Origin of the sequence: Desulfobacula sp. (genome assembly GCF_014237455.1) — a bacterium.
GTDB lineage: Bacteria > Desulfobacterota > Desulfobacteria > Desulfobacterales > Desulfobacteraceae > Desulfobacula.
Genome location: NZ_JABZFL010000041.1, coordinates 105,282 through 130,406 on the forward strand (window position 1 = coordinate 105,282; position 25,125 = coordinate 130,406).

The 25,125-nt window shown below is 40.9% G+C and carries 24 protein-coding genes; 16 read left to right on the forward strand and 8 right to left on the reverse strand.

The window, feature by feature from the left end; all coding sequences use genetic code 11:
• Positions 1–40: 40 nt before the first annotated feature.
• Both HGJ91_RS06325 and HGJ91_RS06330 read right to left on the reverse strand, forming a co-directional pair.
• The gene (locus HGJ91_RS06325; protein ID WP_291346865.1) at positions 41–523 is read right to left on the reverse strand and encodes a pyridoxamine 5'-phosphate oxidase family protein; all 483 of its coding nucleotides are present in this window, start codon (positions 521–523) and stop codon (positions 41–43) included.
• A gap of 22 nt (positions 524–545) precedes the next feature.
• Positions 546–1,748 carry an ATP-binding protein gene (locus HGJ91_RS06330; protein WP_291346866.1) on the reverse strand — a complete coding sequence of 401 codons (1,203 nt, stop codon included), beginning with the start codon at positions 1,746–1,748 and terminating at the stop codon, positions 546–548.
• A gap of 392 nt (positions 1,749–2,140) precedes the next feature.
• On the opposite strand from HGJ91_RS06330, the gene HGJ91_RS06335 reads away from it, so the two are divergent.
• Positions 2,141–3,046, forward strand: coding sequence for a glycine cleavage system protein H (locus HGJ91_RS06335; RefSeq protein WP_291346867.1), 906 nt, complete (start codon positions 2,141–2,143; stop codon positions 3,044–3,046).
• A gap of 17 nt (positions 3,047–3,063) precedes the next feature.
• The gene (locus HGJ91_RS06340) at positions 3,064–3,981 is read left to right on the forward strand and encodes a glycine cleavage system protein H (RefSeq protein ID WP_291346868.1); all 918 of its coding nucleotides are present in this window, start codon (positions 3,064–3,066) and stop codon (positions 3,979–3,981) included.
• Here HGJ91_RS06340 and HGJ91_RS06345 read toward each other — a convergent pair.
• The 5 genes from HGJ91_RS06345 to HGJ91_RS06365 all read right to left on the reverse strand — a co-directional run bounded on the left by HGJ91_RS06345 (position 3,965) and on the right by HGJ91_RS06365 (position 8,444).
• On the reverse strand, positions 3,965–4,510 hold the full coding sequence (locus tag HGJ91_RS06345; RefSeq protein ID WP_291346869.1) for an archaemetzincin: 546 nt from the start codon (positions 4,508–4,510) through the stop codon (positions 3,965–3,967). The two genes, HGJ91_RS06340 and HGJ91_RS06345, sit on opposite strands and share 17 nt — an antisense overlap.
• Positions 4,511–4,531: 21 nt before the next feature.
• The gene (locus tag HGJ91_RS06350; RefSeq protein WP_291346870.1) at positions 4,532–5,884 is read right to left on the reverse strand and encodes a sigma-54 dependent transcriptional regulator; all 1,353 of its coding nucleotides are present in this window, start codon (positions 5,882–5,884) and stop codon (positions 4,532–4,534) included.
• Positions 5,885–6,062: 178 nt separating this feature from the next.
• The gene (locus HGJ91_RS06355; RefSeq protein ID WP_291346871.1) at positions 6,063–6,524 is read right to left on the reverse strand and encodes a CBS domain-containing protein; all 462 of its coding nucleotides are present in this window, start codon (positions 6,522–6,524) and stop codon (positions 6,063–6,065) included.
• 120 nt (positions 6,525–6,644) lie between these two features.
• A complete protein-coding gene (locus tag HGJ91_RS06360) occupies positions 6,645–7,502 on the reverse strand; it encodes a DMT family transporter (RefSeq protein WP_291346872.1) in 858 nt (285 codons plus the stop codon).
• A gap of 6 nt (positions 7,503–7,508) precedes the next feature.
• The gene (locus HGJ91_RS06365; RefSeq protein ID WP_291346873.1) at positions 7,509–8,444 is read right to left on the reverse strand and encodes a LysR family transcriptional regulator; all 936 of its coding nucleotides are present in this window, start codon (positions 8,442–8,444) and stop codon (positions 7,509–7,511) included.
• Positions 8,445–8,559: 115 nt separating this feature from the next.
• On the opposite strand from HGJ91_RS06365, the gene HGJ91_RS06370 reads away from it, so the two are divergent.
• The 5 genes from HGJ91_RS06370 to HGJ91_RS06390 all read left to right on the forward strand — a co-directional run bounded on the left by HGJ91_RS06370 (position 8,560) and on the right by HGJ91_RS06390 (position 13,234).
• Entirely contained in the window at positions 8,560–9,399 is an 840-nt protein-coding gene (locus tag HGJ91_RS06370; RefSeq protein ID WP_291346874.1) for a DMT family transporter, read from the forward strand.
• A 113-nt stretch (positions 9,400–9,512) separates the two neighbouring features.
• Positions 9,513–10,412: a TRAP transporter TatT component family protein gene (locus tag HGJ91_RS06375; RefSeq protein WP_291346875.1), complete on the forward strand. Its 900-nt coding sequence runs from the start codon at positions 9,513–9,515 to the stop codon at positions 10,410–10,412.
• Between the two features lie 23 nt (positions 10,413–10,435).
• Positions 10,436–11,458: a TRAP transporter substrate-binding protein DctP gene (gene dctP / locus HGJ91_RS06380; RefSeq protein ID WP_291346876.1), complete on the forward strand. Its 1,023-nt coding sequence runs from the start codon at positions 10,436–10,438 to the stop codon at positions 11,456–11,458.
• Positions 11,448–11,957: a TRAP transporter small permease gene (locus HGJ91_RS06385; protein ID WP_291346877.1), complete on the forward strand. Its 510-nt coding sequence runs from the start codon at positions 11,448–11,450 to the stop codon at positions 11,955–11,957. The genes dctP and HGJ91_RS06385 overlap by 11 nt, the downstream gene beginning before the upstream one ends.
• On the forward strand, positions 11,954–13,234 hold the full coding sequence (locus HGJ91_RS06390; protein WP_291346878.1) for a TRAP transporter large permease subunit: 1,281 nt from the start codon (positions 11,954–11,956) through the stop codon (positions 13,232–13,234). Before HGJ91_RS06385 ends, HGJ91_RS06390 begins: the two co-directional genes overlap by 4 nt.
• Here the strand turns inward: HGJ91_RS06390 and glnE are convergent.
• Entirely contained in the window at positions 13,231–16,131 is a 2,901-nt protein-coding gene (gene glnE / locus HGJ91_RS06395; protein WP_291346879.1) for a bifunctional [glutamate--ammonia ligase]-adenylyl-L-tyrosine phosphorylase/[glutamate--ammonia-ligase] adenylyltransferase, read from the reverse strand. The two genes, HGJ91_RS06390 and glnE, sit on opposite strands and share 4 nt — an antisense overlap.
• 131 nt (positions 16,132–16,262) lie before the next feature.
• Here glnE and HGJ91_RS06400 point away from each other — a divergent pair, with 131 nt between their 5' ends.
• The 9 genes from HGJ91_RS06400 to HGJ91_RS06440 form a co-directional block, all read left to right on the forward strand.
• Positions 16,263–16,691: a secondary thiamine-phosphate synthase enzyme YjbQ gene (locus HGJ91_RS06400; protein WP_291346880.1), complete on the forward strand. Its 429-nt coding sequence runs from the start codon at positions 16,263–16,265 to the stop codon at positions 16,689–16,691.
• A 518-nt stretch (positions 16,692–17,209) separates the two neighbouring features.
• A complete protein-coding gene (locus HGJ91_RS06405) occupies positions 17,210–18,025 on the forward strand; it encodes a PstS family phosphate ABC transporter substrate-binding protein (RefSeq protein ID WP_291346881.1) in 816 nt (271 codons plus the stop codon).
• 18 nt (positions 18,026–18,043) lie between these two features.
• The gene (gene pstC / locus HGJ91_RS06410; protein ID WP_291346882.1) at positions 18,044–18,931 is read left to right on the forward strand and encodes a phosphate ABC transporter permease subunit PstC; all 888 of its coding nucleotides are present in this window, start codon (positions 18,044–18,046) and stop codon (positions 18,929–18,931) included.
• The gene (pstA, locus tag HGJ91_RS06415; protein ID WP_291346883.1) at positions 18,931–19,788 is read left to right on the forward strand and encodes a phosphate ABC transporter permease PstA; all 858 of its coding nucleotides are present in this window, start codon (positions 18,931–18,933) and stop codon (positions 19,786–19,788) included. Before pstC ends, pstA begins: the two co-directional genes overlap by 1 nt.
• A 4-nt stretch (positions 19,789–19,792) precedes the next feature.
• Positions 19,793–20,554 carry a phosphate ABC transporter ATP-binding protein PstB gene (gene pstB / locus HGJ91_RS06420; protein WP_291346884.1) on the forward strand — a complete coding sequence of 254 codons (762 nt, stop codon included), beginning with the start codon at positions 19,793–19,795 and terminating at the stop codon, positions 20,552–20,554.
• 12 nt (positions 20,555–20,566) lie between these two features.
• Complete coding sequence (gene phoU / locus HGJ91_RS06425) at positions 20,567–21,214, forward strand: phosphate signaling complex protein PhoU (RefSeq protein WP_291346885.1); 648 nt, start codon at positions 20,567–20,569, stop codon at positions 21,212–21,214.
• A gap of 83 nt (positions 21,215–21,297) precedes the next feature.
• Positions 21,298–21,987, forward strand: a complete 690-nt coding sequence (locus tag HGJ91_RS06430) for a response regulator (protein ID WP_291346886.1) — start codon at positions 21,298–21,300, stop codon at positions 21,985–21,987.
• A gap of 5 nt (positions 21,988–21,992) precedes the next feature.
• A complete protein-coding gene (locus HGJ91_RS06435; RefSeq protein ID WP_291346887.1) occupies positions 21,993–23,858 on the forward strand; it encodes a sensor histidine kinase in 1,866 nt (621 codons plus the stop codon).
• Positions 23,859–24,481: 623 nt separating this feature from the next.
• On the forward strand, positions 24,482–25,125 hold a 644-nt coding region (locus HGJ91_RS06440), incomplete at its 3' end, for a carbamoyl-phosphate synthase domain-containing protein (RefSeq protein WP_291346888.1).

A 25,125-nucleotide genomic window follows, 5' to 3' on the forward strand; every position in this document is an offset into this window, starting at 1 on the left:
GCCACGAACTTGAAACAAAGTATAAATCAATTTAGAATAGTTATTTTTTACCGGAATAAAAGTCAAGATTAAAAGATATTGTCTTGGAATTGTCTGACAGAAAAATTTTATCCGGATGAAAACAATAAAGATGTGATTTGAATTTTTCTAAAAAAAAATGTTTGTTTTCAATAATCTGGGGACCGAATATCTGTTCTAAAAAACTGAACTTGGTAATATATTTTTTAACAACCGTGAGATATAAAGCCCTTCTTGATATTTTTTCAAGCTTTCCTGACATCTGGAATCCAAAAATTTGGTCCATCTGGTCTGAGTCATGAAAAATAGAAGCAGAAATGATTTTCCGGTCTTTTGCGTATTGTATATGCCTGGAATTTTCATTGGAAAAAAAACAGAAGGCATTGTCATGAAACACAAAATAGACCGGGGATGACCACGGGATATCATTATCTGAAACCGCAAGGGTCATGACCCTTGTTTCATTGATCAGACGCCTTGCTTTTTCTTTAATTTTTTTTTCCATCTTTCACCATTCGGTGGTCTTTTTATCCGGTGGCGTTCCCCGTGGACAAAGGGAGGCTTGATTTTATTTTTTGGGGATTCAGCTCCTGGTAAAGAGTGATTGAAAAACAGGCTCCCCCTCCGGGTACAGAATCCACATAAATCTTCCCACCGTGTTCCTGGATAATCCCATATACTACGGAAAGGCCCAGTCCCACACCCTTGCTTTTTTTCTTTGTGGTAAAAAAAGGCTCGAAAATTTTTGATTCGGTTCCCTTTTGAATACCAGATCCGGTATCTTTAATCTGCAGTCCAATGGCTTTTTGATTTTTTTTACTAAAGGTTTTAATGGTCAGGTACTTTGTCCTGGAGGTTGACATGCTTTCTACGGCATTGGAAATCAGGTTCATCAGCACCTGCTTTAACTGATCCTCAGAACCGTTGACCAAAGGCAGGTTATGTTCAAGCTCTTCTATAATACGGATGTGGTTTATTTTTAGAAGATTGGAATTTAATATCAAGGTCTGTTCGATCAAATCGTTGACATCAAACTTGACCAGTTCAATTTTTGACTGACGCGCAAACACCAGAAGATTGCTGACAATACGGCTAACCCTCCGTGTTTCGATCTCCATCAGTTCCAGGTATTGTAAAAAAAGATCAATCATTTTTTGATCAATTGTGTCTTCTTTTAATATCCGTTTGCTGAGTATCACAAGATTTAATATGCCGGCAACGGGATTGTTGATTTCATGGACAACAGACGAGGACAATTTGCCCAAAGAAGCCATCTTATCCTGATGAAGAAGTCTTTCATGGGTTTCTTTTAACTGGCGGGTTCTTTCCTCCACCATGCTGACAAGATAATCTTCGTCCAGTTTGCGCTGGGTAATATCCCGGCTGATTTCAATGAATTTGGCAATCTTTCCTTTTTTTTCCCAGATGGGGAATATGGTCAGCTCCGTGTACCGGGGTTTGTTATTACTGTCCAGCCTTGTCAGCTCAACCTGGCAACGTCTTTTGTTCTTGATGACTTCTTCAAGGGGACATATATTATGACAATTGCTGGGTTTTCTTTTATCCTCTTTTAGCACTTCAAAGCATTTGCGACCGATGACATCCTCTCTGGAACATCTCATATGTTTTAAAAACGCCGCATTTGTTTCCAGGATCTCCCTTTCCGGGGATATGATTAATACGAAATCTTTGATACCACTGAGAATGGTTTGTAACTCTTTTTGAGGCATTTTTACAATCACATCCTTTTAAAAAAAGTTCTAAGCAATCGAAAATATGATTAATTTCTACCATGGGATGAATTATGAAAGCAAGGTCCTGAAAAAAAATAAGGTGTTGGAAAATTAGAATCGTGTGTTGGAAAATTCAACAGATTTGAAGATACCTGCTGATGAGTCAATTTCATCGCCTTGATTCACAAAGAGTATTATGAGCTGTGGTAAAATTCTACAATTTAAATTCCCATACTCTGCAGCATCCATCCTGTCATCGAATCTCAAATCCCGCAACTTGCGCGGGTATCAATATTATATTTCTCCTTTTTCCCGATCTGGTATCCTTTTTGCTCTTCTAAAAATTGGCAAAAGGAGAAAACAATAATTCCTAAAAAGGAGAAAAGACAATGACACAATTAATGAGAACCAAAAAATCCGGAAACATCTGGAAAGCCAAAAAAGATAAAAATGATCATCCCTGCATCTGGATGCAGGCAGGCGTTGCAAAGAAAAAAAACTGCAATAATTTTTATGACTGCACCCATTGCAAGTATGATGATTCCATGGCCAAAATGGCAAAGGCCGGCAAACACATCTCCTGGCAGGAGGCGATGAGAAACAGAGACAGCAAAGATAGAACCTGCAGGCATGCGCTGACCTGCAGGACCGAAAATAGGATCTGCCCCATGAACTACAATTGTCAGCGCTGTGATTTTGATCAATATTTTGAAGACACCCTTTCCCCGAAAACCGGTCATTCCATGGTGGTTATGAAAGATGTCAAAGGCTTTGATATTGCCGACGGATATTATTTTCACAACGGTCATACATGGGCCAGCATCGACAGCGGCGGCTTTATCCGTATCGGGCTTGATGACTTCTCCTTCAAGGTGCTGGGCGGTCCGGACGCCTTTGATCTGCCTTTGACCGGCCAGGAACTGAACAAAGACAAGAAGGGCTGGGGCTTGAAAAGAAAAGAAAATCTGGCCGATATTCTCTCCCCTGTAAATGGGGTCATCACCGAGGTTAACAACACTATCAGGAAATCGCCGGATCTTTCAAAAACCGATCCTTATGGCGATGGATGGCTCTTTACCATTCATAACTCCGATATAAAGGGAGCCGTAAAAAATCTTATGGCCGACAACGACAGCATAGAATGGCTGGGAGAGGAAGTGACCACCCTTGAAAACATGATTGAAAAAGTAACAGGTCCTTTAAGCGCAGACGGCGGTCTCTTAAAAGCGGATGTCTACGGAAACCTGCCGACCCTTGGCTGGCACAACCTGACCCGCACCTTTTTTAAAACTTAAAGATAAGGATGCAACAAATGGAAACAAGATTAAAAGAAAAAACTCCTGCCTGTCTCTGGATGCAGGCAGGGGTCGTAAATAAAAAAATGTGTTATAAAGATTTTTCCTGTACGACCTGTAAATTTGACCGGGCCCTGAGAAAAGCCTGTCATGAAAATGAACTTCTTCAAAAACAGGGCATGACCCTAAAGGGAAAAAGGGGGACGCTTGTTTTCTGGCAGGAAAGACTTAAAAATCAGCATCTGGCCGGAAGGCCGTGCATCCATCATATGAAAGGCCATATTGATTTTAAAAGCTGCCCCAAAGCCTATAATTGTATTGATTGTGAATTTGACCAATACTTCCATGATCAGTTTAAGGTATATACGGTCTTAAAACCTGTAGAGTTCAATGATATCAGTGGGGTATCTCTGCCTGTGGGATATTATCTCCATTCGGGACATACATGGGTGAAAATAGAAGACCGCAACACTGTTCGTATCGGGATTGATGACTTTGCTTCAAGGGTTCTGGGAAAATTTACCGCCATAAAAACCCCTCTGATGGGCAAACAGGTTTTCCAGGGGGAAAATGCCATTCATATATCCAGGAATGGGCATAAGGCATCATTTTTATCCCCTGTCAGTGGAGTGATCACCGAAGCCAATTCACAGGTGCGTGGGAACCCGGGTCTGATCAACCATGATCCGTATATAGACGGATGGGTATTAAGTCTTTATTGCCCGAACCTGAAACAAGACCTGAAACAATTGATGTTCATGGAGTCTAACAAATCATTCATGAACAAGGAAGTAGACAGGCTGTATTCATTTTTAGAAAAAGAGACTCAACTGATGGCAGCCGACGGTGGAAGGCTGGGTTCCGATCTTTTCGGGAACCTGCCAGAAATTTCCTGGAACAGGCTCTTAAAACTCTTTATCAGCAAAGATTCCTGATGCTGTCGGCCAAAAAAATGTTGCAATACCGGCAAAACCGGCTTGATTTCCTGTCAACATCCTCAACCCTTCTGCAATAATGCATAATGCACTTTTCATCTTCACAATGCCGAAGATCAAAGGTATGCCCGAGTTCATGGATGGCTTCCTTTACAATCCGTTTGCACCCCTTGTTAACTATCTCGATTTCAAGATCGGCAATCAGCCTGGAGATCGATATGATGCAGGCTTTTCCCCCAAGCTGGGCCTCACCATAGACATGGGTGAGAATAGGAATAAAAAGGTCTTCTTTGGTCACGGCAATAACCTTGATGCAATCATCTGGTGCATTTTTCGAAAGCTTCTCAAGGATTTTCGTTGAATGATATTGGTTGCGCTCTGCATTATATGCAAAAAAAATATCGTCTAAAACCTTCTCCACGCAGGCCTTGAATCCGAAAAACTTCCCTACATCCGTTGCAATGGTGTCACTCATCCAGGGCGGGATATCCCCAATGGGCGAAACAATAATGGTGTCAATATTATTCATTTGCCAATGCTGTGACCATAGCTATTTGTCACGATAGTCTTTCAGGCCATATCGTTTGATCTTATTGTACAGGGTTGATCTGTCAACACCAAGGATGGCGGAACTCTTGGTAATATTCCAACTGGTTTCATCCAAAATTTTGGTAATATGATGTTTTTCCACATCAGTCAGTGAGAAATACTTCTTTTTCAGTTCGTTTTCCAACGTCTTTACAATGGGAAGATCCAAGGGGGTAATGGTACCGGTTTTACAGACCACCACCGCTCTTTCAATGGCATTGGAAAGTTCCCTTACATTTCCGGGCCATTCATAGAGCATGAGTTCATCCATGGCATCCCTGCTGATTCTTTCCACTCCCCTGTTAATTTCCTGGGTGGTCTTCATCAAAAAATGTTCGGCCAGCAAGGGGATATCTTCTTTTCGTTCCCGTAACGTCGGCATGGTAAAAGTAATGACATTCAGGCGATAATACAGATCTTCCCGGAATGTTCGATTTTTAATGGCCTGTTTGAGACTCGCATTGGTCGCCGCAATCACCCTGAAATCGGCCGAAATGGGCTGGGTTCCCCCAACCTTGTAAAATATTTTATCTTCCAGAACCTGGAGAAGATCAATCTGCATCCGCATGCTGATCTCACCGATTTCATCCAGAAATAATGTCCCGCCACCGGCAAGTTCCAGACGGCCTTTCCGGGTTTCTTTGGCATCTGTAAAAGCCCCTTTCTGATGACCGAAGAGTTCGCTTTCCATGATATGTTTAGGAATGGCGCCGCAATTCACACTGACAAACGGGCCATTGGAAACCCTGCTGTTGGAATGAATGGCCTTTGCGGCAAGGCCTTTTCCCGTTCCGGTCTCACCCGTGATCAGAACCGTTGTGGCCGTGTCCTTGACATCTTCTATCAGGTTAAAAATTTCCTGCATGGGCCTGGACTGACCGATCATACTTTCAAACCGGGTCCTTTGCTCGTACTCTTCCTTTAAAAACAGGTTTTCTTTTATTCTGGCCCTGTGATCAATTAATTTCTGGATGAGCACCCCGAGTTCATCCGGATCAAACGGTTTGAGAAGATAATCAAAGGCATGGGATTTCATGGCCTGGACTGCTGAAGGGATGGACCCAAAAGCCGTGATCATAATCACGTCAATATCAGGATAGTCTTCCTTTACATGCGTAAGAACATCCATTCCACTGATGCCATCCATCTGAATATCCAGTAAAAGGATGTCAAAGCTATTAATTTTTAGCGTTTCAAGGGCCTCTTCACCACTTGACACACTGCTGACATGATACCCGTCTCTTTTCAACCAGCCGGAAAGGGATTCGCGAATAATCAACTCATCATCAACGACCAGAATTCTTGTTTGTTCCATCCAAGTCTCCTTCTTTGTTGACACGATTTGAAAATAAAGACAAATTTTAAAGAAAGTATATAAATATTAAATGGTTGTTGTCAAACAAATTGTCTTGGCGATCCAACACTATTCCGTCTTGCCTGACGTATGTCCAGTGTAGCAGAAATCAAACACAAGTCTTAGGATAAATTTAAATCTATGAAAAAAAATGAAAATAAATATCAGAGATATATACAATACCAATCGGCCTGCCACCCTTTAATACGGGAAGTCTATGGTAGTTATTTTTTACCATACGATCCAGTATAACCATGAGATGTTCATCAACTGAAGCGCCAACTATATTGATGCTCATAAGCTGACGTACTTCTTTTCCTTTAAGATTTTTCATGGCTATATCAAATTGTTCATCCCATGATACTTGTTCCCCGCTTATCCCATAATTTAAAAAAGTGGGCCGCAGATGATAAAGAATATCAGCCATTGTTATTATCCCCACAAACATCATCACTTTATCAAGTACCATAAGGCTGGCGGTCTTATCACCTGTTTCTCTAACTTTGCCATTTAAAATCATTTGAATGGCTTTTTCAACAGTTTCATCAGAACGGATTGTATCAAATTCAGTGACCATAATATCTTTAACAAATATTTTCATGGTTTCCTCCGCGAATATTAACCTACGTTCTATTATGCGCAACTATATAATGCATAGTATATTAAAATAGCAAGTCCATTATTGTAAAATCAAATCTTTTTGGGGAAAGTCAATTTTTTATTAAGATTTTAACTGTAGGGCTACAAGGACGGCAGAAAACAAGATCAATACTGTTCCTGCCATTTGTAACCAGCCGATATACTGTCCTAAAAAAAGTGATGCAAGGGCCATTGTCGTTACCGGTTCAAAGGTGGAGAGCATGGATGCATTAATGGCACCGGACAATTTTATTCCCTGAAAATAGGCATATACGGCAACCGCGGTTGAAAGAATGGCAATGGCCATGATATTCATCCAGTAGAACTCTGCCGTTGGAAAGAAAAACCCTGCCTTTATATTATAGAGAAGATAAAAGCATGCAGCAGAAGCAATGACAACAAGACTGGATGTAAATGTGTCATTTCTTTTCATCACTTTGGCTCCGGCAATGGTATAAACGGAGTAAATCAATGCAGCACCGACCCCGAGCATGATTCCTTTCATATTTCCATTGGTATCAACCCCGATGACCAGTATGGTCCCTGAAATGGCAATACATAAAGCAAAAAGTTTGTTTTTTGTTAAGGTTTCATCCAGGAAGAAAACAGACAGAATCGCAACAATGGCCGGATATAAATAGAGCAAAATTGCCACAAGCGACGGTGGAATGAGTGTCAGTGCCTTAAAATAACAATAGGATTGCCCCGCATATCCTATGGCGCCCATGGCAATGAGCGTATAAAGGTCTTTTCCTTTTGGAAATTTTCTTTTTTGTAACACTGCAATGGGCAGCATAACCATCACTGCAATGACAAACCTGAAAAAAAGCAGGGAGTGGGTACTGATCCCGGACAAGTATGCGAACTTTGCAAAAATGGCCATGGCACCAAAGGATGCCGCTGAAATCAATATTAACCCTATTCCCAGCAAATGACCCATATTTGATTATTTCAAATTCTCTTTTGCTTTTATCTGTTTTTTAAAAAAAGTTTGAAACGTTTCCTCAGTCAGTGTGGCTTTCTTATCTCTGAGTTGCACTAAAGAAATTTTATTAAGCACTTTTTCTTTAGTAGGAAAAATCGGAACTATTTTTCCTGTTTCAATCTCATTCCAGATCAGATGATCTGCCGTAATGGCCAGCCCCATTCCAAGCCTGACACAATTTAAGAGTGCCTGGTGGCTTTCAATGGCCATAATGATATTAAATTTTGAAATCGATTTTTTGAAATAATGCCAGAACCAGTGTTTCAAAATAAAGGGTTCATGTTCGTCTGTAATAAAATCCATTGACATAAGGGTTTCAAAAGAAATATTTTTTCCCATCATATTTTCAAAATACTCTTTTGAACTTGCCAGAATAAAGGTTTCTTCTGCCAGGGAATCTATTTTGTATTGTTCCGGTCTTCCAAAAAACTGGTCTTTGGCTGAAAAATAATCAATCACCACAAAATCAAGTATCCCTTTATTTAACATATCCAAGAGCTGGTCCGGTTCTTCAAGTCTTATTTTAAAGGTCACCTGATTGTATTTTTTCCTAAAGGCTTGACAAATGGCCGGAAAATATGTCTTTCCAAATTCAAGAGGCGCACCAATTCTGAGCAGTCCATAGGGGTGATCCATTGGTTTTGAAATATTTTTGATTTCACTGCCTAAGGTTTCCATAAATGGTTTGACCATGGCAAACAGCTTATCTGCTGCCCAGGTGGGAATAATTTTTTTGTGACGTCTGATAAACAAAGGAGTTTTTATTTCAAATTCAAGTTTTTTTATGTGCTGGCTGACGCCCGGCTGGGTAAGATGAAGATTTTTTGCCGCCATATTAATGCTTTGCAATGAATAGACATGGTAAAATACTCTTAATCTGTTTAAATCAGGTAGCATAATTAATACTTATCCAATCGATAACAAAGATTAATTTTACTAATTTATAACTTTACTCTACTTTTAAAACAAGCAAAAGAACTATTTAATTACAAACACCCGTGAAGGCCAGAAAGTGTTACCGATTACATTATCCATATTTGCCTGTTTCGGCTGGGGCATCGCAGATTTTATAGGAGGGCTTAAAAGCCGTAACCTGCCCACACTCAGCATTTTGATGATCTCCTCCCTGATGGGGACTTTTCTTCTTGGCGGTATTCTTTTTTTGTTGAACAAGCCCCTGCCCGATGATCCGCTACTTTTCTGGGCCATCCCGGCAGGGTTGATAGGGGTTGTCGCCATATTTCTATTATACCGCAGCCTTGCTGTGGGGACCATGTCCATACTGGCTCCCATTAGTGCAACAGGCGTTATTCTGCCGGTCATCTGGGGAATTTTTTTTGGAGACACTCTATCCGGTTTAAGCATGTTGGGTATTGTCATTGCTATTTTGGGGTCATTAATGGCTGTCATGGAGAACACTTCGGAAAAAACCGGAAAAAAACTTACCAAAGGAGTCGGGCTTGCTGTCGGCTCGGCATTTTTAGTGGGATTCTATTTCATAACAATGGACAAGGCCTGCACCCATCACCCGATCTGGGCATCCATGATCATGAGATCATCCGCACTCATCATTTTGATCCCTGCGCTCTTTTTTGCAAACGTCAGTATTAACGTCGGAAAAGTTCAACTGCCCTATATTCTTCTAATGGGCTTTATGGACACCATGGCTGCGTTTTGCTTTGCCCTGGCAACCTCAAAAGGAATGCTCAGCCAAGTTGCTGTCATAAGCTCCATGTATCCTGCAGTTACTATTATTCTTTCAATGATGATCGCAGGTGAAAAAATACGGAAAATCCAGTTTTCCGGAGTCCTTCTCGCCATAACAGGTATCGCACTTATATCTGCATTTTAATGATTTACCGTGAATCCATAGTTGCTTTTTTTTATCAAACAAGTTAATTTTCAATCTGAATAATAAATTGGTGTTATTAAAATCCCCAAACAGATAAAGGATTTGATTTATTGATGATTCTTCTTCGGGTGGTGAACCATAATTTCAAACAATCCGTATCATCTGCTGCTATTTTTACTTTTTGTATCATCAGTCTCTTTCTCTCGTCAGGATGCGCGATCATCATATCATCCGCCACATCAGACATGATGGAACATCTTTCCGACACGATTTTAAACAATGACGATTTAACCCTGGTAAAAACCGGTGCCCCGGCTTATTTGCTGATGATCGACAGCCTGATCAGCAAAGACCCGAAGAATGAAAACATGCTGTCCACAGCTAGCATGTTGTACACTGCCTATGCAGATCTGTTTGTAAAAGATGTTGATCGATCCCGAAAAATGGCTGCCAAAGCCTTGAATTATGCCAATCGATCCATTTGTCTTGAAAAAAAGAATGCCTGTATGCTTAAATCAGGAACATTTGAAGACTTTGAAAAAATTATGTCAACTATGGAAAAAAAACATGTCCCCGCCCTTTTTGCTCTCGGCAATGCCTGGGCCGGCTGGATCATGACCAATAAAAATGACTTTAATGCCATTGCAGACATGTCACATATTGAACTGATCATGCAAAGAGTAATTGAACTTGATGAGACGTATAAAGACGGCGCTGCATATCTATACATGGGAACGCTGGCAACCTTGCTGCCGCCTGCTCTTGGAGGCAAGCCCGAGCTGGGGAAATATTATTTTGACAGGGCTGTCAAATTATCCCGGGGAAAAAATCTAATGGCAAAAGTTCTTTATGCAAAATTGTATGCAAAGATGGTATTTAACAGAAAGCTTCACGATCAACTATTAAAAGATGTAATAGCTGCCGATCCCTATGTGCCGGGCTATACCCTTGTAAACACCTGGGCCCAGATACAGGCCAAAAAATTGATAGATGGTGCAGATGACTATTTTTAAATGATGTTAAGCCGGAGAAATTCATGATTTCCCAAATTCTTAAACAATTGGTGTTGATCCTGTTTATTATACTCACAACAGATACTGTTTATGCTGTCAAACTGAAAATTGCCACCCTGTCGCCCGAAGGCTCCATGTGGATGGAGAAGATGCGTAAGGGCGCAAAACAGGTTGCCGAAGAAACCGATAACCGTGTGATATTCAAATTCTATCCCGGCGGTGTCATGGGCAATGATAAAACGGTTTTGAGAAAAATCCGTATTGGCCAGCTGCACGGTGGAGCTGTTGTGGGTGGAAGCCTTTCCCATTTTTTTCCGGCAAATCAGATCTATGCACAACCTTTAAAATTTAAAACTCTTGAAGAAGTGGGCTATGTCAGAAAACATATGGACCAGTATATCATTGACGGCCTTGATAAAGCCGGATTTGTGACATTCGGGCTCATGGGCGGTGGATTTGCATACATTATGTCACAAAAACCCGTAGAGACGGTACAGGATCTAATAAATCAGAAAGTATGGATTCCAGACAATGATAAAATCAGCCGGGATTCCATAAAGGCCTTTGGTCTCACCCCCATTCCCCTGCCCATTGCAGATGTGCGAACCAGCCTCCAGTCCGGTTTGATTAACACGGTGGCAACTTCTCCTGTTGGCGCTATTGTACTGCAATGGCATACTCAGATTAAATATGTAACAGACATACCTCTGATTTATCTTTATGCCGTACTTGCCATTAATAAAAAGAAATTTTTAAAAATCGCGGAACAGGACCGAAAGATTGTCACACACGTCATGACCAAAGCATTGAAAAAAATTGATATCCAAAACAGGGAAGATGATATCAAGGCAATCCAGGCGTTGAAAAACAGGGGGATAACATTTATCACTCCCACCGGGGATGCCCTAAACGAATGGCGCAGAGTAGCCGGGAATGCATCCAAAAAAATGATCGAATCCGGAATCCTGCCCCGGGATGTGGTTGATCAACTGGATGTGCACCTAAAAAATTTTCATTCAAACACAGACCTCACCAATGACCAGTAAAAAAACGTCTTTCATCCGATATATCATTACGGTCCTTCAAAAGATTGAGGACAGTATTCTTATCGGGCTTCTGCTTTCAATGATCTTCATGGCCGTACTGCAAATTGTTATGAGAAACCTGTTTGACTCCGGGATTCTCTGGGGCGACGAGCTTATCAGGGTACTGGTTTTATGGATCGGCCTTATCGGTGCAATGGTTGCCAGCAGGAACAACCATCACATCAGTATTGATGTTATATCCCGGTATCTTCCTGACAGAATCAAAAAACAGATAACTCTTATTATATCTATTTTCACAGCACTGATTTGTGCTGTTATGGCATATTTCAGCCTTGAATTCGTGATGATGGAAAGAGAGGATGGTCTTATAGTATTTGCAAATATCCCGGCCTGGGTCTGTGAAAGCATTATCCCGGTTTCATTTGCCATTATCTGTCTCAGGTATATTTTATTTTCTTTCACCGGCTTTTCTAAACTGTTTAAGCGCATCCCGCAATGATAGTTTTACTCATTGCCATACTGATTCTTTTTGCTCTTCTGGGAGCACCGCTTTTCAGCATTATCATTGCTGCCGCCATGACGGGTTTTTATTTTGGCGATATTGATTTGTCCGTTATGGCAATAGAGCTGTATCGCATTGCAGACACCCCGATTCTCCTGGCATTGCCCATGTTTACCTTTGCCGGATATATGCTGGGTGAGAGCAACACCTCGAAGCGTCTTGTCAGGCTGACCCAGGCCTTTTTCGGATGGATGCCGGGCGGGCTTGCCATTGTTGCATTTATTGTCTGTGCCCTTTTTACGGCCTTTACCGGAGCGTCAGGCGTCACCATTGTAGCTATGGGGGCGCTGCTGTATCCGGCGCTGAAAGAAGCTGGATATAAAGACAATTTCAGTCTTGGGCTTGTAACGACCTCCGGGAGCTTAGGGCTTTTGCTTCCCCCGTCCCTGCCCCTGATTCTGTATGGGGTGATCGCCCAGCAGATGAGTTCAGGGCAAGAAATCTCAATTGAAAAATTATTTATTGCCGGCATTCTGCCTGCCATTCTAATGATACTCCTTCTCTCCTTATGGAGTATCTGGGCCAACCGGAAAGCCCCTGTCCCATTAACATCTTTTTCTTTAAAAAAGGCCTTATCTGCTGTCAGGGAGTCCATCTGGGAAATTCCTCTGCCCATATTCGTATTTACAGGCATTTACTCAGGATTTTTTGCCGTTTCCGAAGCAGCTGCCGTGACAGCGATGTATGTACTAATCGTGGAAATCTTTATTTATAAAGAAATCCGGCTGTCCCGACTTACCGCCATCGTCAGGGATTCAATGGTGATGGTGGGAGGAATCCTTTTAATACTGGGGGTTTCCCTGGGCTTTACAAATTACCTGATTGATGCTGAAGTGCCCATGAAGTTGTTTGACCTCTGTCAGACCTATGTGACCAGTAAGCTTGTTTTTTTAATTCTTTTAAATATCTTTCTTTTGATTCTTGGAGCCATGCTGGATATTTTTTCAGCCATTATCATCATGGTCCCCCTGATGCTGCCTGTTGCACTGGAATACGGCGTTGATCCCGTTCATCTGGGCATTATTTTTCTTGCTAACATGCAGATCGGGTATTTCACTCCGCCCGTGGGAATGAATCTGTTCATCGCAGGATACAGGTTTAATAAACCCATCATGGATATCTACAAAGCCACCATACCGTTTATGCTGGTATTGCTTCTGGCCGTCCTGATCATTACCTACTGGCCCTGGCTCAGCCTTGTATTGATTTCCTAGTCTTTACGATCTGCTAAATATTGATCATACATATCAATGACATGCTCTCTAATTTCTGAAAATTGGGTTTGAGAAATGGCAAGGCTCTTTTCCTGGAGGTTGAGCCTGTGTACAGCCTTTCGCATAATAAGATACGCTTTCTGAAGTCGTTCACTCTCAAATCCTGTAATAATCCCTTCTGCATCAAGGCTTTCTAAAAGCCGGATATTGTCTGTCCAGATGGTTATGTCAGGACAGGTATGGGCATTTTTTAAAATTAAATATTGAACCAAAAACTCAATATCCACAATACAGCCCCTGGATTGCTTTAAATCAAAAAAATCTTTTTTATATTTTAAATGCTCTTCCCGCATTCGTTCCCGCATTTCACCGACTTCTTTTTTTAATGCCTTGGCATCCCTTTTTTCTATCAGAACAGCCTTTCTGATCTCATTGAACCTTGAACAAAGGGCTTTATCTCCTGCAACAGGTCTGGCCCTGATCAATGCCTGATGCTCCCATGTCCAGGCCTGATTTTTCATATAATCTTCAAAGGCATCAATGTGAGAAACAATCATCCCGGAATTACCGCCCGGTCTCAATCTCATATCTGCTCCATATAAAATGCCGGCAGGCGTATGCATGGTTAGGGCATTGATAATTCTCTGGCCCAGGTTTGAATAAAACCGGATGGTATCAATGCTCTTTAGTCTGCCTTTTGTAACCCCTGAATCTGCCTTATACAAAAACACAATGTCAATATCTGATTTATATCCCATTTCAAGTCCGCCGACTTTGCCGTATACAATAACGGCAAACCCGCAGTGTTCAGGATTTTTGTCTGATATTCCATCGGGAAAACCATATTTTTGTGTCACAATATCCCATGCGCTTAAAAGTACCTGAGAAAGGACAGTTTCTGCAATATATGTCAGATGATCACTGACTTTCATCAATGGATAATTTCCGCTTACATCTGCAGCGGAAACCCGCAGGTAATTGATTTGTTTAAAAACACACAACTCCTCAAGCAGGAATTCCAGATCACCTGATGGAATGCCTTCCATGCGGGTCTCCATCTCTTTTTCCAGAGCCTGTTTGCCGGGAGGAAAATAAAGTGTGGCAGGGTGCATGAGTTCATCCAGCAATGCAGGATGCTTTGAAAGAAAAGTGATGATCCATGGACTTTTCTGGGCAAGGGTAATCAACGTTCCAAGTGCACGTTTATTTTCTATGAGCAAAGACAGATAGCAGGTTCTTCTTTCAATGGTTATAATCAAGTCAATTAATTTGACTAAGACAGCATCGGGGTCGTTTTGCTCGCCGATCTTCCTGACCAGGACCGGAATCAGTCTTGCCAGTTTTTTCCTTCCATTGGATGTCAACCGTTTGGTATTGGGATGTTCTTCAAGGAATCTTAAAATGCTTAATACCCTGTCAGGTTCCTTAAAGCGACCAATGGCTATGGAGTCTGGGGTAAACTGGGGATCATTAATATTGACCCATAATTCTTTAAGATCCAGCATTTCTTTGTCTGGTTTCTCCTGTTCCTCTGAAACCAGCAATTGACTGAAATGATAATGAACCCTTTGCATGTGATCATTTAAATTTTTGGCAAAATCATCCCATGCATCAACCCCCATAGAAAGTGCCAGGACTTTTCTTTGATCTTCTTTTTCAGGAATATCATGGGTTTGAAGGTCTGCATAGGCCTGAAGCCTGTTTTCAACCATTCTTAAAAACACATAAGATTCTTTCAAATCTTTTTTTGTTGCTTCATTAATGCAAGAATGGCTTTCTAACAGATCCAGAACCTTTAAGATCTTTTGTTCCTGGAGTTTGGGCTCAACACCGCCCCTGATCAGCTGAAACAATTGCCCGAAAAATTCTATTTCCCTGATGCCTCCGGCACCCAGTTTGATATTGTTTTTTAATTTTTTGTTTTTTACCTGTAGCGTGATTCTGTGCTTCATATCCCGGAAGGAATCAAAAGACCCGTAATCAAAATACCGCCTGTAAATAAAGGAATTCAAAACTTTTAAAAGCTTAAAGCCCGCCTCAATGTCACCGGCAACCGGCCTTGCTTTTATCATGGCATATCTTTCCCATTCTCTTCCCTGGGCCTGATAATATGCTTCAAAAACAAAACTGCTCATCACCAGGGGACCGCCATCACCATAGGGCCTTAACCGGGTATCAATCCTGTAAAAATTGATACCATGGGAGCCTGGCGAAAAAAATCTTAAAAACCTGCGACATACTTTTGTAAAGAACGCTTCATTGGAAATAATATTCTCCCCGTTTGTATATCCTTCTTTGGGATAAACAAAAATAAGATCAATGTCCGAAGAAAAATTCAATTCCTTAGCCCCCAGCTTACCCATGCCCAGCACAATCATGCCCTGAAAATTTCCTTCGCTGTCCACGGGAAGCCCATAGCTTTCACAAACCTCGTCATATATAACCTTTATGGCCATATCAACAATGGCATCTGCAAGAGTTGAAAGATCGAAAAGCGTTTCAGAAAGTTTGGCTTTCCCTGTTAAATCACGCCATGCAATTCTTATGGTTTCATACAACTTGGTCTGTAAAAGAATTTCCTTGACCGTTGCCACATCCATGTCTTTGGAAATTTTCTTTTCAAGCCTTGCCACAACCGTATATTCTGAATATGATTTAAACAAATCTTTTGAGTCGATAAGATCCTTAAAAATACCTGGATTTTTAGTAAAACTGGCTGCAATAAATTCGCTGAAAAGAAAAATCTTTATAAGATCAGATTTTAAATCAGTATCCAGAGCAATTTGAAGCCCATCCCTTTTCAGGCTTTCCGTAAAAGAATCAACCCTATTTTTTACCGTTATTAAAAGATTTTTATCAAGATCGGGAAATACCTTGTTAATTAAACTATGGTCCATTTATACCCTAAATTATTACAGATTAAATAAATAGCACCATAATATTGCCGGCGAATTTTATCAAGAACACAATTTTATCTTGACTTGAAAAGGGGTTTTAATAAAATGAAATCAATTTTAAGGAGATCTCTATGAATGTCGCAAAAACATTTTTTGATACCATTACTCTGCATCAGGAGACCGGTCCCGGAATAAATGATATCTCTTTTGATGTTGATCGTATTATAAAAACATCTCAAATCAAAAATGGTACCGCACATATTACCGCCATTGGCTCAACAGGCTCTGTTACAACAATTGAATATGAACCCGGTGTCATTGAGGACCTGAAAGATGCTATCAACCGGATTGCCCCTCCCAATGCCCAATACCAGCATGAACTGGCCTGGCATGATGGAAACGGGCATTCCCATGTTCAGGCTGCCATCATTGGACCTTCCATTGTCGTGCCTGTCAGAGACCATAAAGCCAGGCTCGGCACCTGGCAGCAGATTGTGGTGATCAATCATGACAATCATGCCAGAAAAAGAATTGTTGAAGTGACCGTTACAGGTGTTTAGCTCTTTTCACCTGCCAGGCAATGATATTTGTCATCTTTCTGCTCAATATTATGTATAAAACAATCGAAGACAAAATATGATTCTTACTATCCTATTGGCCGTGAAAAATAATAACAAAAAGAGCCTTACGCGTTGCGTTATAGTGCTCAGTCTCATGAAACAAAGGACTCATAGACAATATAGTCGCCGTTAGGCTACATGATTATATCTTCCCAAATGATGATTTTTAGTCTTCAATAAAAATCAATGGACTCTTTGATTTTCCTTATGCATTAACAAGGTTGCCCTGTTTCTTAAACCAGTCATAATTCATAACATAATCTTTAGCCAATCTCCATTTTAGACCGTATTCCTTCAATGATAAGAGTAATTGTAATATCTTATATTTGAAAATATACTTTTCTGTTTTTAATTTAACCTTAACACAAACCTAATACAATTCTAACATATTAATTGTAGAATTTATTCTCAGGTAATCATGCTTGATAAAAGCATTTATATTTTAATAGGAGAAAATCATGAACAAATTTATAAAATTAATACTTATATTAACGGCTTTCATTCTAATTGCAAGCTCCCATGCGGTTGCAGGCAAACTGGTTGTTAAAGGATCCACAACGGTTCTTCCCATTGCCCAAAAGGCTGCCGAAGCCTATATGGCAGAGAATCCTGATGTGAAGATTTCCCTTTCCGGAGGTGGTTCGGGAAATGGGATAAAAGCCATTATTGACGGAACAGCAGATATTGGCAATGCTTCTAGATTTATCAAACAAAAAGAAGTTAATCTGGCCAATACAAATGGTGTTTATCCTGTGCCGTTCAGAATCGCCCTGGATGCCATTGTTCCTGTTGTCAACAACAAAAACGATGTAGCGGAGCTTACTATGGCCCAGTTAAAAGACATTTATCTGGGTAAAATAAAAGACTGGAAAGAAGTTGGCGGAACCCCGGGTAAAATAGTCGTTATTTCAAGGGACAGCTCTTCGGGAACATTTGGTGTGTGGAAAGATCTTGTCATGAAAAAAGAACGGGTCATTCCCGGTGCTTTGACCGTTCCTTCCAACGGCGGTATTGTGCAGGCCGTTGCAAAAACCCCGGGAGCCATCGGATACGTTGGTCTGGGTTATCTTAACAGCGAGATCAAGGCTGTAAAAGTAGAGGGTATCAAAGGATCAGATGAAAATACCTTGAATGGATCTTTTCCCATATCCAGGGGTCTTTTCATGTTTACAAAAGGCTGGCCAACGGGTGAAACCATGGGCTTTATATCCTTTATCCTCTCTAAAAAAGGCCAGGAGCTTGTAAAAAAAGCCGGTTCAATTCCCTTATTCTAATCTATCGGGAGCTGATAGTTGAAACGTCAAGTAATTGATAAAGGAGTGCATTCGGGGTTCTTATTGATTGCACTCTTTTCCATAACAGCCCTGTTTTTGATTGTGGTATTCCTATTTATTGAAGGAATACCCATTTTAGATCATGTCAGTATAAAAGAGTTTGTTTTTGGCAAATACTGGTACCCCACGGATGATCCTGCGGATTTCGGGATTCTTTCATTAATACTGGGATCAATCTGTGTCACCCTTCTTTCAGGCATAATGGCAATTCCTCTGGGAGTTATGACGGCTGTATATCTTGCAGAAATTGCCTCACCTAAAGTGGCTGAAATTGTAAAACCTATTGTAGAACTCATGGCCTCCATGCCATCGGTAGTGATTGGCTTTTTCGGCATGGTTGTGGTGGCCCCGTTTATCCAGCAGGTTTTTGATATTCCTGTGGGATTGAACATGTTTAATGCATCCCTGATGCTGGCCTTTATGGCGGTTCCAACCATTTGCAGCATCTCGGAGGATGCTATTTTCTCTGTCCCTGTGGCTTTAAAAGAGGCGTCATTTGCCTTGGGAGCCACCCATTTTGAAACCATTGTAAGGGTCATTATCCCGGCATCACTTTCGGGAATTTGTACAGCGGTTATCCTGGGCCTTTCCAGAGCCATTGGAGAAACCATGGTGGTGCTGATGGCAGCAGGCGGGGCGGCCATGATCCCGGGATCCATTTTTGATCCTGTCCGCCCCCTGCCGGCAAGCATTGCCGCAGAAATGGCGGAAGCACCTTTTGGTGGTGAGCACTATCATGCACTTTTTGCCATTGGTATTGTTTTATTTGTATTTACGTTTATGTTTAATCTGCTCGCTGACTATGTTTCTTATAAATTCCGGCAAGTCGGGGAGGCTTCCTTATAATGATAAAACAACGATTAATCGTACAAAAAGTGTGCTTTTCATTTTTAAAAATAGCCGCCTTACTTAATGGTGCGGCCCTGGCAGTGATCCTATATTTTATAATATCCCGCGGCTGGCGGGCTATTTCATGGGAATTTTTATCCCAGGCACCCAGGGATTCCATGACTGCCGGTGGTATCCTCCCCTGTATTGTGGGAACCATGGCGTTGTGTCTTGTAACCATATTTGTGGCCTTGCCCATTGGTGTGGCCTCAGCTATTTATCTTAATGAGTATGCGAGTCAGGGAAAGCTTGTCCGGTTCATCCGGCTTGGAATCAATAATCTTGCCGGTGTTCCGTCCATTGTATTTGGATTGTTCGGACTTGCTTTTTTTTGTATTGTGTTAAAGATGGGGGTATCCGCTGCTTCCGGAGGATTGACATTGGGAATCATGACCCTGCCGGTTATCATTGGTGCGTCTGAAGAGGCCTTGAAATCTGTTCCCAATACCTATAGGGAAGCATCCCTTGCCATGGGGGCAAGCAAGTGGCAGACCATCAGGAAAGTTGTTCTGCCTGTGGCATTCCCCGGTATTATTACAGGCTCAATATTGGGGATAAGCCGCGCTGCCGGAGAAACCGCCCCAATCATGTATACGGGAGCTGTTTTTTTCACGCCTGATCTTCCGGCATCCATTTTGGATGAGGTCATGGCATTGCCGTATCACATTTATGTGCTGGCCACTGCCGGAACCCAGATTGAAGCCACCCGTCATCTTCAATACGGGACTGCGCTGGTGTTGATTGTTCTGGTATTTGGAATGAATCTTTCGGCAATCATACTGCGGTCTAAAATAAGAAAAAATTTAAGGATATAGCTATATGCAGACTCATATTAAAATGCATACCAAAAATCTGGATTTTTTTTATGGAGATTTCCAGGCGCTTGATCAAGTCTCAATTGACTTTATTGAAAACAGGGTAACGGCACTTATCGGACCCTCCGGATGCGGGAAAAGTACCTATTTAAGATGTTTGAACCGGATGAATGATTTGATCGCAGGAATCAGGGTGAAGGGCCTGGCCATGCTGGATAATGATGATATTTATGACCCGTCCATTGATGTTGTAACCTTACGAAGGCAGGTGGGTATGGTTTTTCAAAAACCCAATCCATTTCCAAAATCTGTTTTTGAAAATATTGCTTATGGTTTGAAAGTAAATGGGATGAAAGATAAGGCGAAAATCACCCGGATTGTTGAAAAAAGTTTAAAACAGGCAGCCATATGGGATGAGGTAAAGGACAGACTGAATGAATCTGCTTTAGGACTTTCAGGGGGACAGCAGCAGCGCCTGTGCATTGCCCGCGCCCTTGCAGTGGCCCCTGAAGTGTTATTGATGGATGAGCCGGCTTCGGCCCTTGACCCCATTGCCACTCAAAAAATTGAAGAACTGATTACCGAACTTTCCAGTAAACTCACCATTATTATCGTGACCCATAATATGCAGCAGGCTGCCAGGATCTCTGACAGAACAGCTTTCTTTTATATGGGAAAACTCATTGAAGTCAATGATACGGACACCTTATTTACAAAACCTGAATTAAAGCAGACAGAAGATTATATTACCGGAAGATTCGGTTAAGGAGAGAGAACCATGGCAGGTCATCTGCAAAGAGAAATAGAAAAAATAAAAAAGGAAATACTATTCCTTGGGGCGATGGTGGAAGATCGGTTTCAAAAAGCAATTTATGCGATAAAAACCGGAAATTTAGAGCTTGCTCAAAAAATAATTGATACAGATGTTGAGATTGATGAGCGTGAAATTGAAGTGGAAGAAGAATGTCTGAAAATACTGGCCCTTTATCAGCCGGTTGCCACGGATCTGCGGTTTCTTGTGGCTGTGATAAAAATTAATAATGATCTGGAAAGAATAGCAGATTATGCCTCCAATATTGCTCAAAGGTATAAAACCTCTTATAATGATCCCAATAAATTTAAATATGATTATACATTAATGGCAGACCAGGCGGCAAAGATGCTACGTATGAGCCTTGATGCCCTGGTGCGCACGGATGTGGATATGGCATACAAGGTCAGGGATATGGATAAGGATGTGAATATTATGAGAAACGATGCCTATGATTCAATGAAAAAAGATGTTCAACTGCATTCTGAAATGGTGAGTGAAATTATTAATATGTATCTAATATCAAGGCATCTGAAAAGAATTGGAGATCACACCACCAATATTGCAGAAGAAGTGATATATCTTATAGAAGGAGAAATTATCAGGCACACTTAAATATGGTATATTAAAATTGACAAATATCCATCAGTTTATAAAACTCAAATAAATGGTTGTAAATTTAAAAAACAGGAAACAAAATGTCAAAAGAGACCATCCTAATTGTGGATGATGAACCGGACATCATCGAACTGATAAAATACAATTTAAAAAATGAGGGATACTTGATACTGACGGCTCAGACCGGCGAACAGGCTGTTACAATCGTCAAAATATCCCACCCGGACCTGATGGTTCTAGATTTAATGCTTCCGGGTATTGACGGCCTTGAAGTAACAAAATACTTGAAAAGCAATGAACAAACCAAAGATATCCCCATTGTCATGCTGACGGCAAAAGGAGAGGAGTCAGACATTGTTACAGGGCTTGAACTGGGTGCAGATGATTATATATCAAAACCTTTCAGTCCAAAGGTTCTGGTGGCAAGAATCCGGGCGATTTTACGGCGGCGCAAAAAGAACTTTTCAAATACCCCGGACAGGATAATACAGGAAAGGGATATGATCATTGACAGCGCCCGGCACCTAGTCACAATTGAAGGAAATGCGCTGGAGCTGACCCTGTCGGAATTTGAACTGCTCTTTTTTCTTGCAGATAAAAAAGGGTGGGTATTTACCAGGGGACAGATCGTTGATGCCATTCGTGGTGAAAACTATGCAGTGACCGAAAGAAGTATTGATGTTGTTATAGTTGGATTGCGAAAAAAACTGAAAAACCATGCATCATTCATTGAAACGGTTAGAGGGGTAGGTTACCGGTTTAAAGGATAAAGAATATGGACAAAAAAAAGAAATTAATTTGGCAGATTTTTTCACCATTTTTGATTATTACTGTTCTCTCTCTTTCATCGATCACATCTTACTCAACCAGCTATTTTAAAAAATTTTTTCTTAGAAATAGTGAAAAAGAGTTAACCACCAGGACAAAACTGCTGCAAATAAATTTTGGTGATATTCTTTCGGATGATATTATACCCTGTGATATTAAACCCACTAATAGTATAGAGGGTGATCAGAATCGGCTCCATTATATTGATAAACACTGTAAGGATATTGGAGAGAAAACCGGGACAAGGGTAACGGTTATTCTTCCTTCCGGTGTCGTGGTTGGTGATTCTTTTGGGGATATAAAGATGATGGGAAACCACATGAAGCGACCTGAAATTATGGACGCTCTTAAAAAAGAAAAAGGAATTTCCATAAGGTATAGTTCAACACTTGACAAGAATATGATGTATGTCGCTCTTCAAGTGATGCATGACAAGGCGGTGACAGCAGTTGTACGAACCTCCGTGTCCGTCTCCGGCATTGACAATAAAATCAAGTCGGTAAGAAATCATATTCTTATCGCCATGCTTTTTACAATTCTGGCAGCAGCCATTGCCAGTTTGTATGTGACCAGACGAATTACACACCCCATTGAACAAATGAAAAAAGGAGCTGTTAAATTTGCGAAAGGGGATTTGAATGTAAGGCTTGCCGTGCCGGACTCTGAAGAATTATCTGAACTTGCCGTCACCATGAATCAGATGGCCCAAAATTTGGATGAGAAAATTAAGGATTTTAAAAGTCGGAGTATGGAGCTTGAAGCCGTTCATGCAAGTATGCAGGAAGGTGTGATGGCCATAGACAAAGAAGAAAAGATCATCACGATTAATGATGCGGCTGTAAAAATGCTTGATTTTCCAGCATCTAAACTTAAAGCCAGATACATTTTAGAGGTTGCAAGAAATTTTGAGTTTCAAAAATTTATCCAACGAGCTTTGGCAACCCCTGAACCTGTCGAGGATGATATTGTGATAACAAGGGATGATGAGCTGATTTTAAATATTCATTCAACAGCCCTTTATGATACAGGGGAAAAACGTATGGGGACCTTGATTATTTTTCATGATATAACCAGGATCAGATGTCTTGAAAGAATGCATAAAGACTTTGCCGCTAATGTATCCCATGAGTTAAAAACCCCCCTGACAGCGATAAAAGGATTTATTGAAACCCTGCAGGAAATGTTGAACACCGATGATACCACCAAGAGTGAAAGTTTTTTAAAGATCATTGAAAAAAATGTAAACAGGATGATTGATCTGATCAACGACCTTCTGGCCTTGTCAAAGCTTGAACGATTACGGGGCACTGATATTTATCTTGAAAATCAGCATATGGCGACATTAATTCAGGGGGTGGTAAATACCTGTTATTCAAGTATCCAGGCAAAAAATATTACTGTCAGCATTGATTGCCCGGAAGATGTCACAGCCATGGTTGATCCCATTCTTATGGAACAAGCCATTCTTAATCTTTTGGACAATGCTGTAAAATATAGTAGTGAGGATAGACCGATTGCCATCACAGTGACAAGGCAGGATGATTTCATAGATATTGTGATTAAAGATAAAGGCTGTGGAATTGGAAAAGAGCATTTATCAAAGATTTTTAACCGATTTTACAGGGTGGACAAGGCAAGAGGCCGACGTGAAGGTGGCACAGGTCTTGGTCTTGCTATTGTTAAACATATCATCCAGTATCACCATGGGAAAATTGATGTTAAAAGCATAAAAAATGAAGGAACTTCGTTTAAAATTATTATTCCAAATGATAGGAACTCGCTTTTTGCCAAAAGACATATAAAAAAATACTAAACCGTTGAGATATGTACACAGCTCAACGCCACACACATGAAGAGGTGCCTACAGTTTCATATTCTCATAGATCAAATTCAGTTGATAACAGAAATGAGATTCAAATCCAAGTTGGCGATAAAATATCTATAGTGAAAATGAACCAATATTTTATAATCAATTTACTCTTGAGTATAATGGTATTAGTCTTTGGTTGGACCTGGTATCAAAAAGCGACGACTGGTATTCACAGGGATCAGCTTAGATAAATTTTGGGGAACCACATATAGGGTGTCCGAAGATCTTTTAAAATAGAAATTTTAATTCTATATGAGCCAATGGCACTATTACAGGACATTATTTCACATCACCAAATATTTTGAGGTACCAATTTAACAATTTGATATCAAATGACCCTCAGCAACCGGTATGAAGTATGGCCAAAGGACTACCTTTGCCCAAGTCGGACTATCTGAAATATTTATATATCTGCTTAAGATCACTTTTTCAGACAAGAAGTAACTTGCCAAAATTACACCAATTGTGTTATCTAAACAGGTTCAATTTGTTAAGGCATTATACAATTATCCGGCTTGCGACCGGATTGTTAATATTAATATAATGGTGAACAGGTGTAAATTTTTATGAAAGCATTATTAGCCCTTGAAGACGGCAGGATTTTTCCCTGCAGGAGTTTTACAGGACCAGGAGAAGCAAAGGGGGAAGTCGTGTTTAATACCAGCATGACAGGTTACCAGGAAATTCTGACCGATCCTTCCTACTATGGTCAGATGGTTACCATGACCTACCCTTTGATCGGAAATTATGGTGTCTGTCCCGAAGACATTGAATCTGACAGGATTCAGGCGGCGGCATTTATTGTAAAAGAATACCAGGATTTTCCGAGCAATTTCAGATCCAGAGGAACCCTTTCAGATTATTTGATCAAAGGTCATGTGCTGGGGATTGAAGACTTGGATACAAGGGCCCTGGTCCGCCATATAAGAAAATCCGGTGCCATGCGGGCTGTCATATCCACATCGGATCTTGATCCCGATTCCCTGGTTGAAAAGGCCAAACAGATTCCTTCCATGCAGGGAAGTGATCTTGTGGGCAACGTAACGACAAAAAAACCCTATTTCTGGAAGTATAACCAGCCGGACTATATTGATACCGCTAAATTGAAAGACCCTTTAATCTGGCGCTACAAAGGCAAAAAGCATTCTGTTGTCGCCCTTGATTTCGGACTGAAATATAATATTATCCGGTGCCTTGAAAAAGCAGGGTG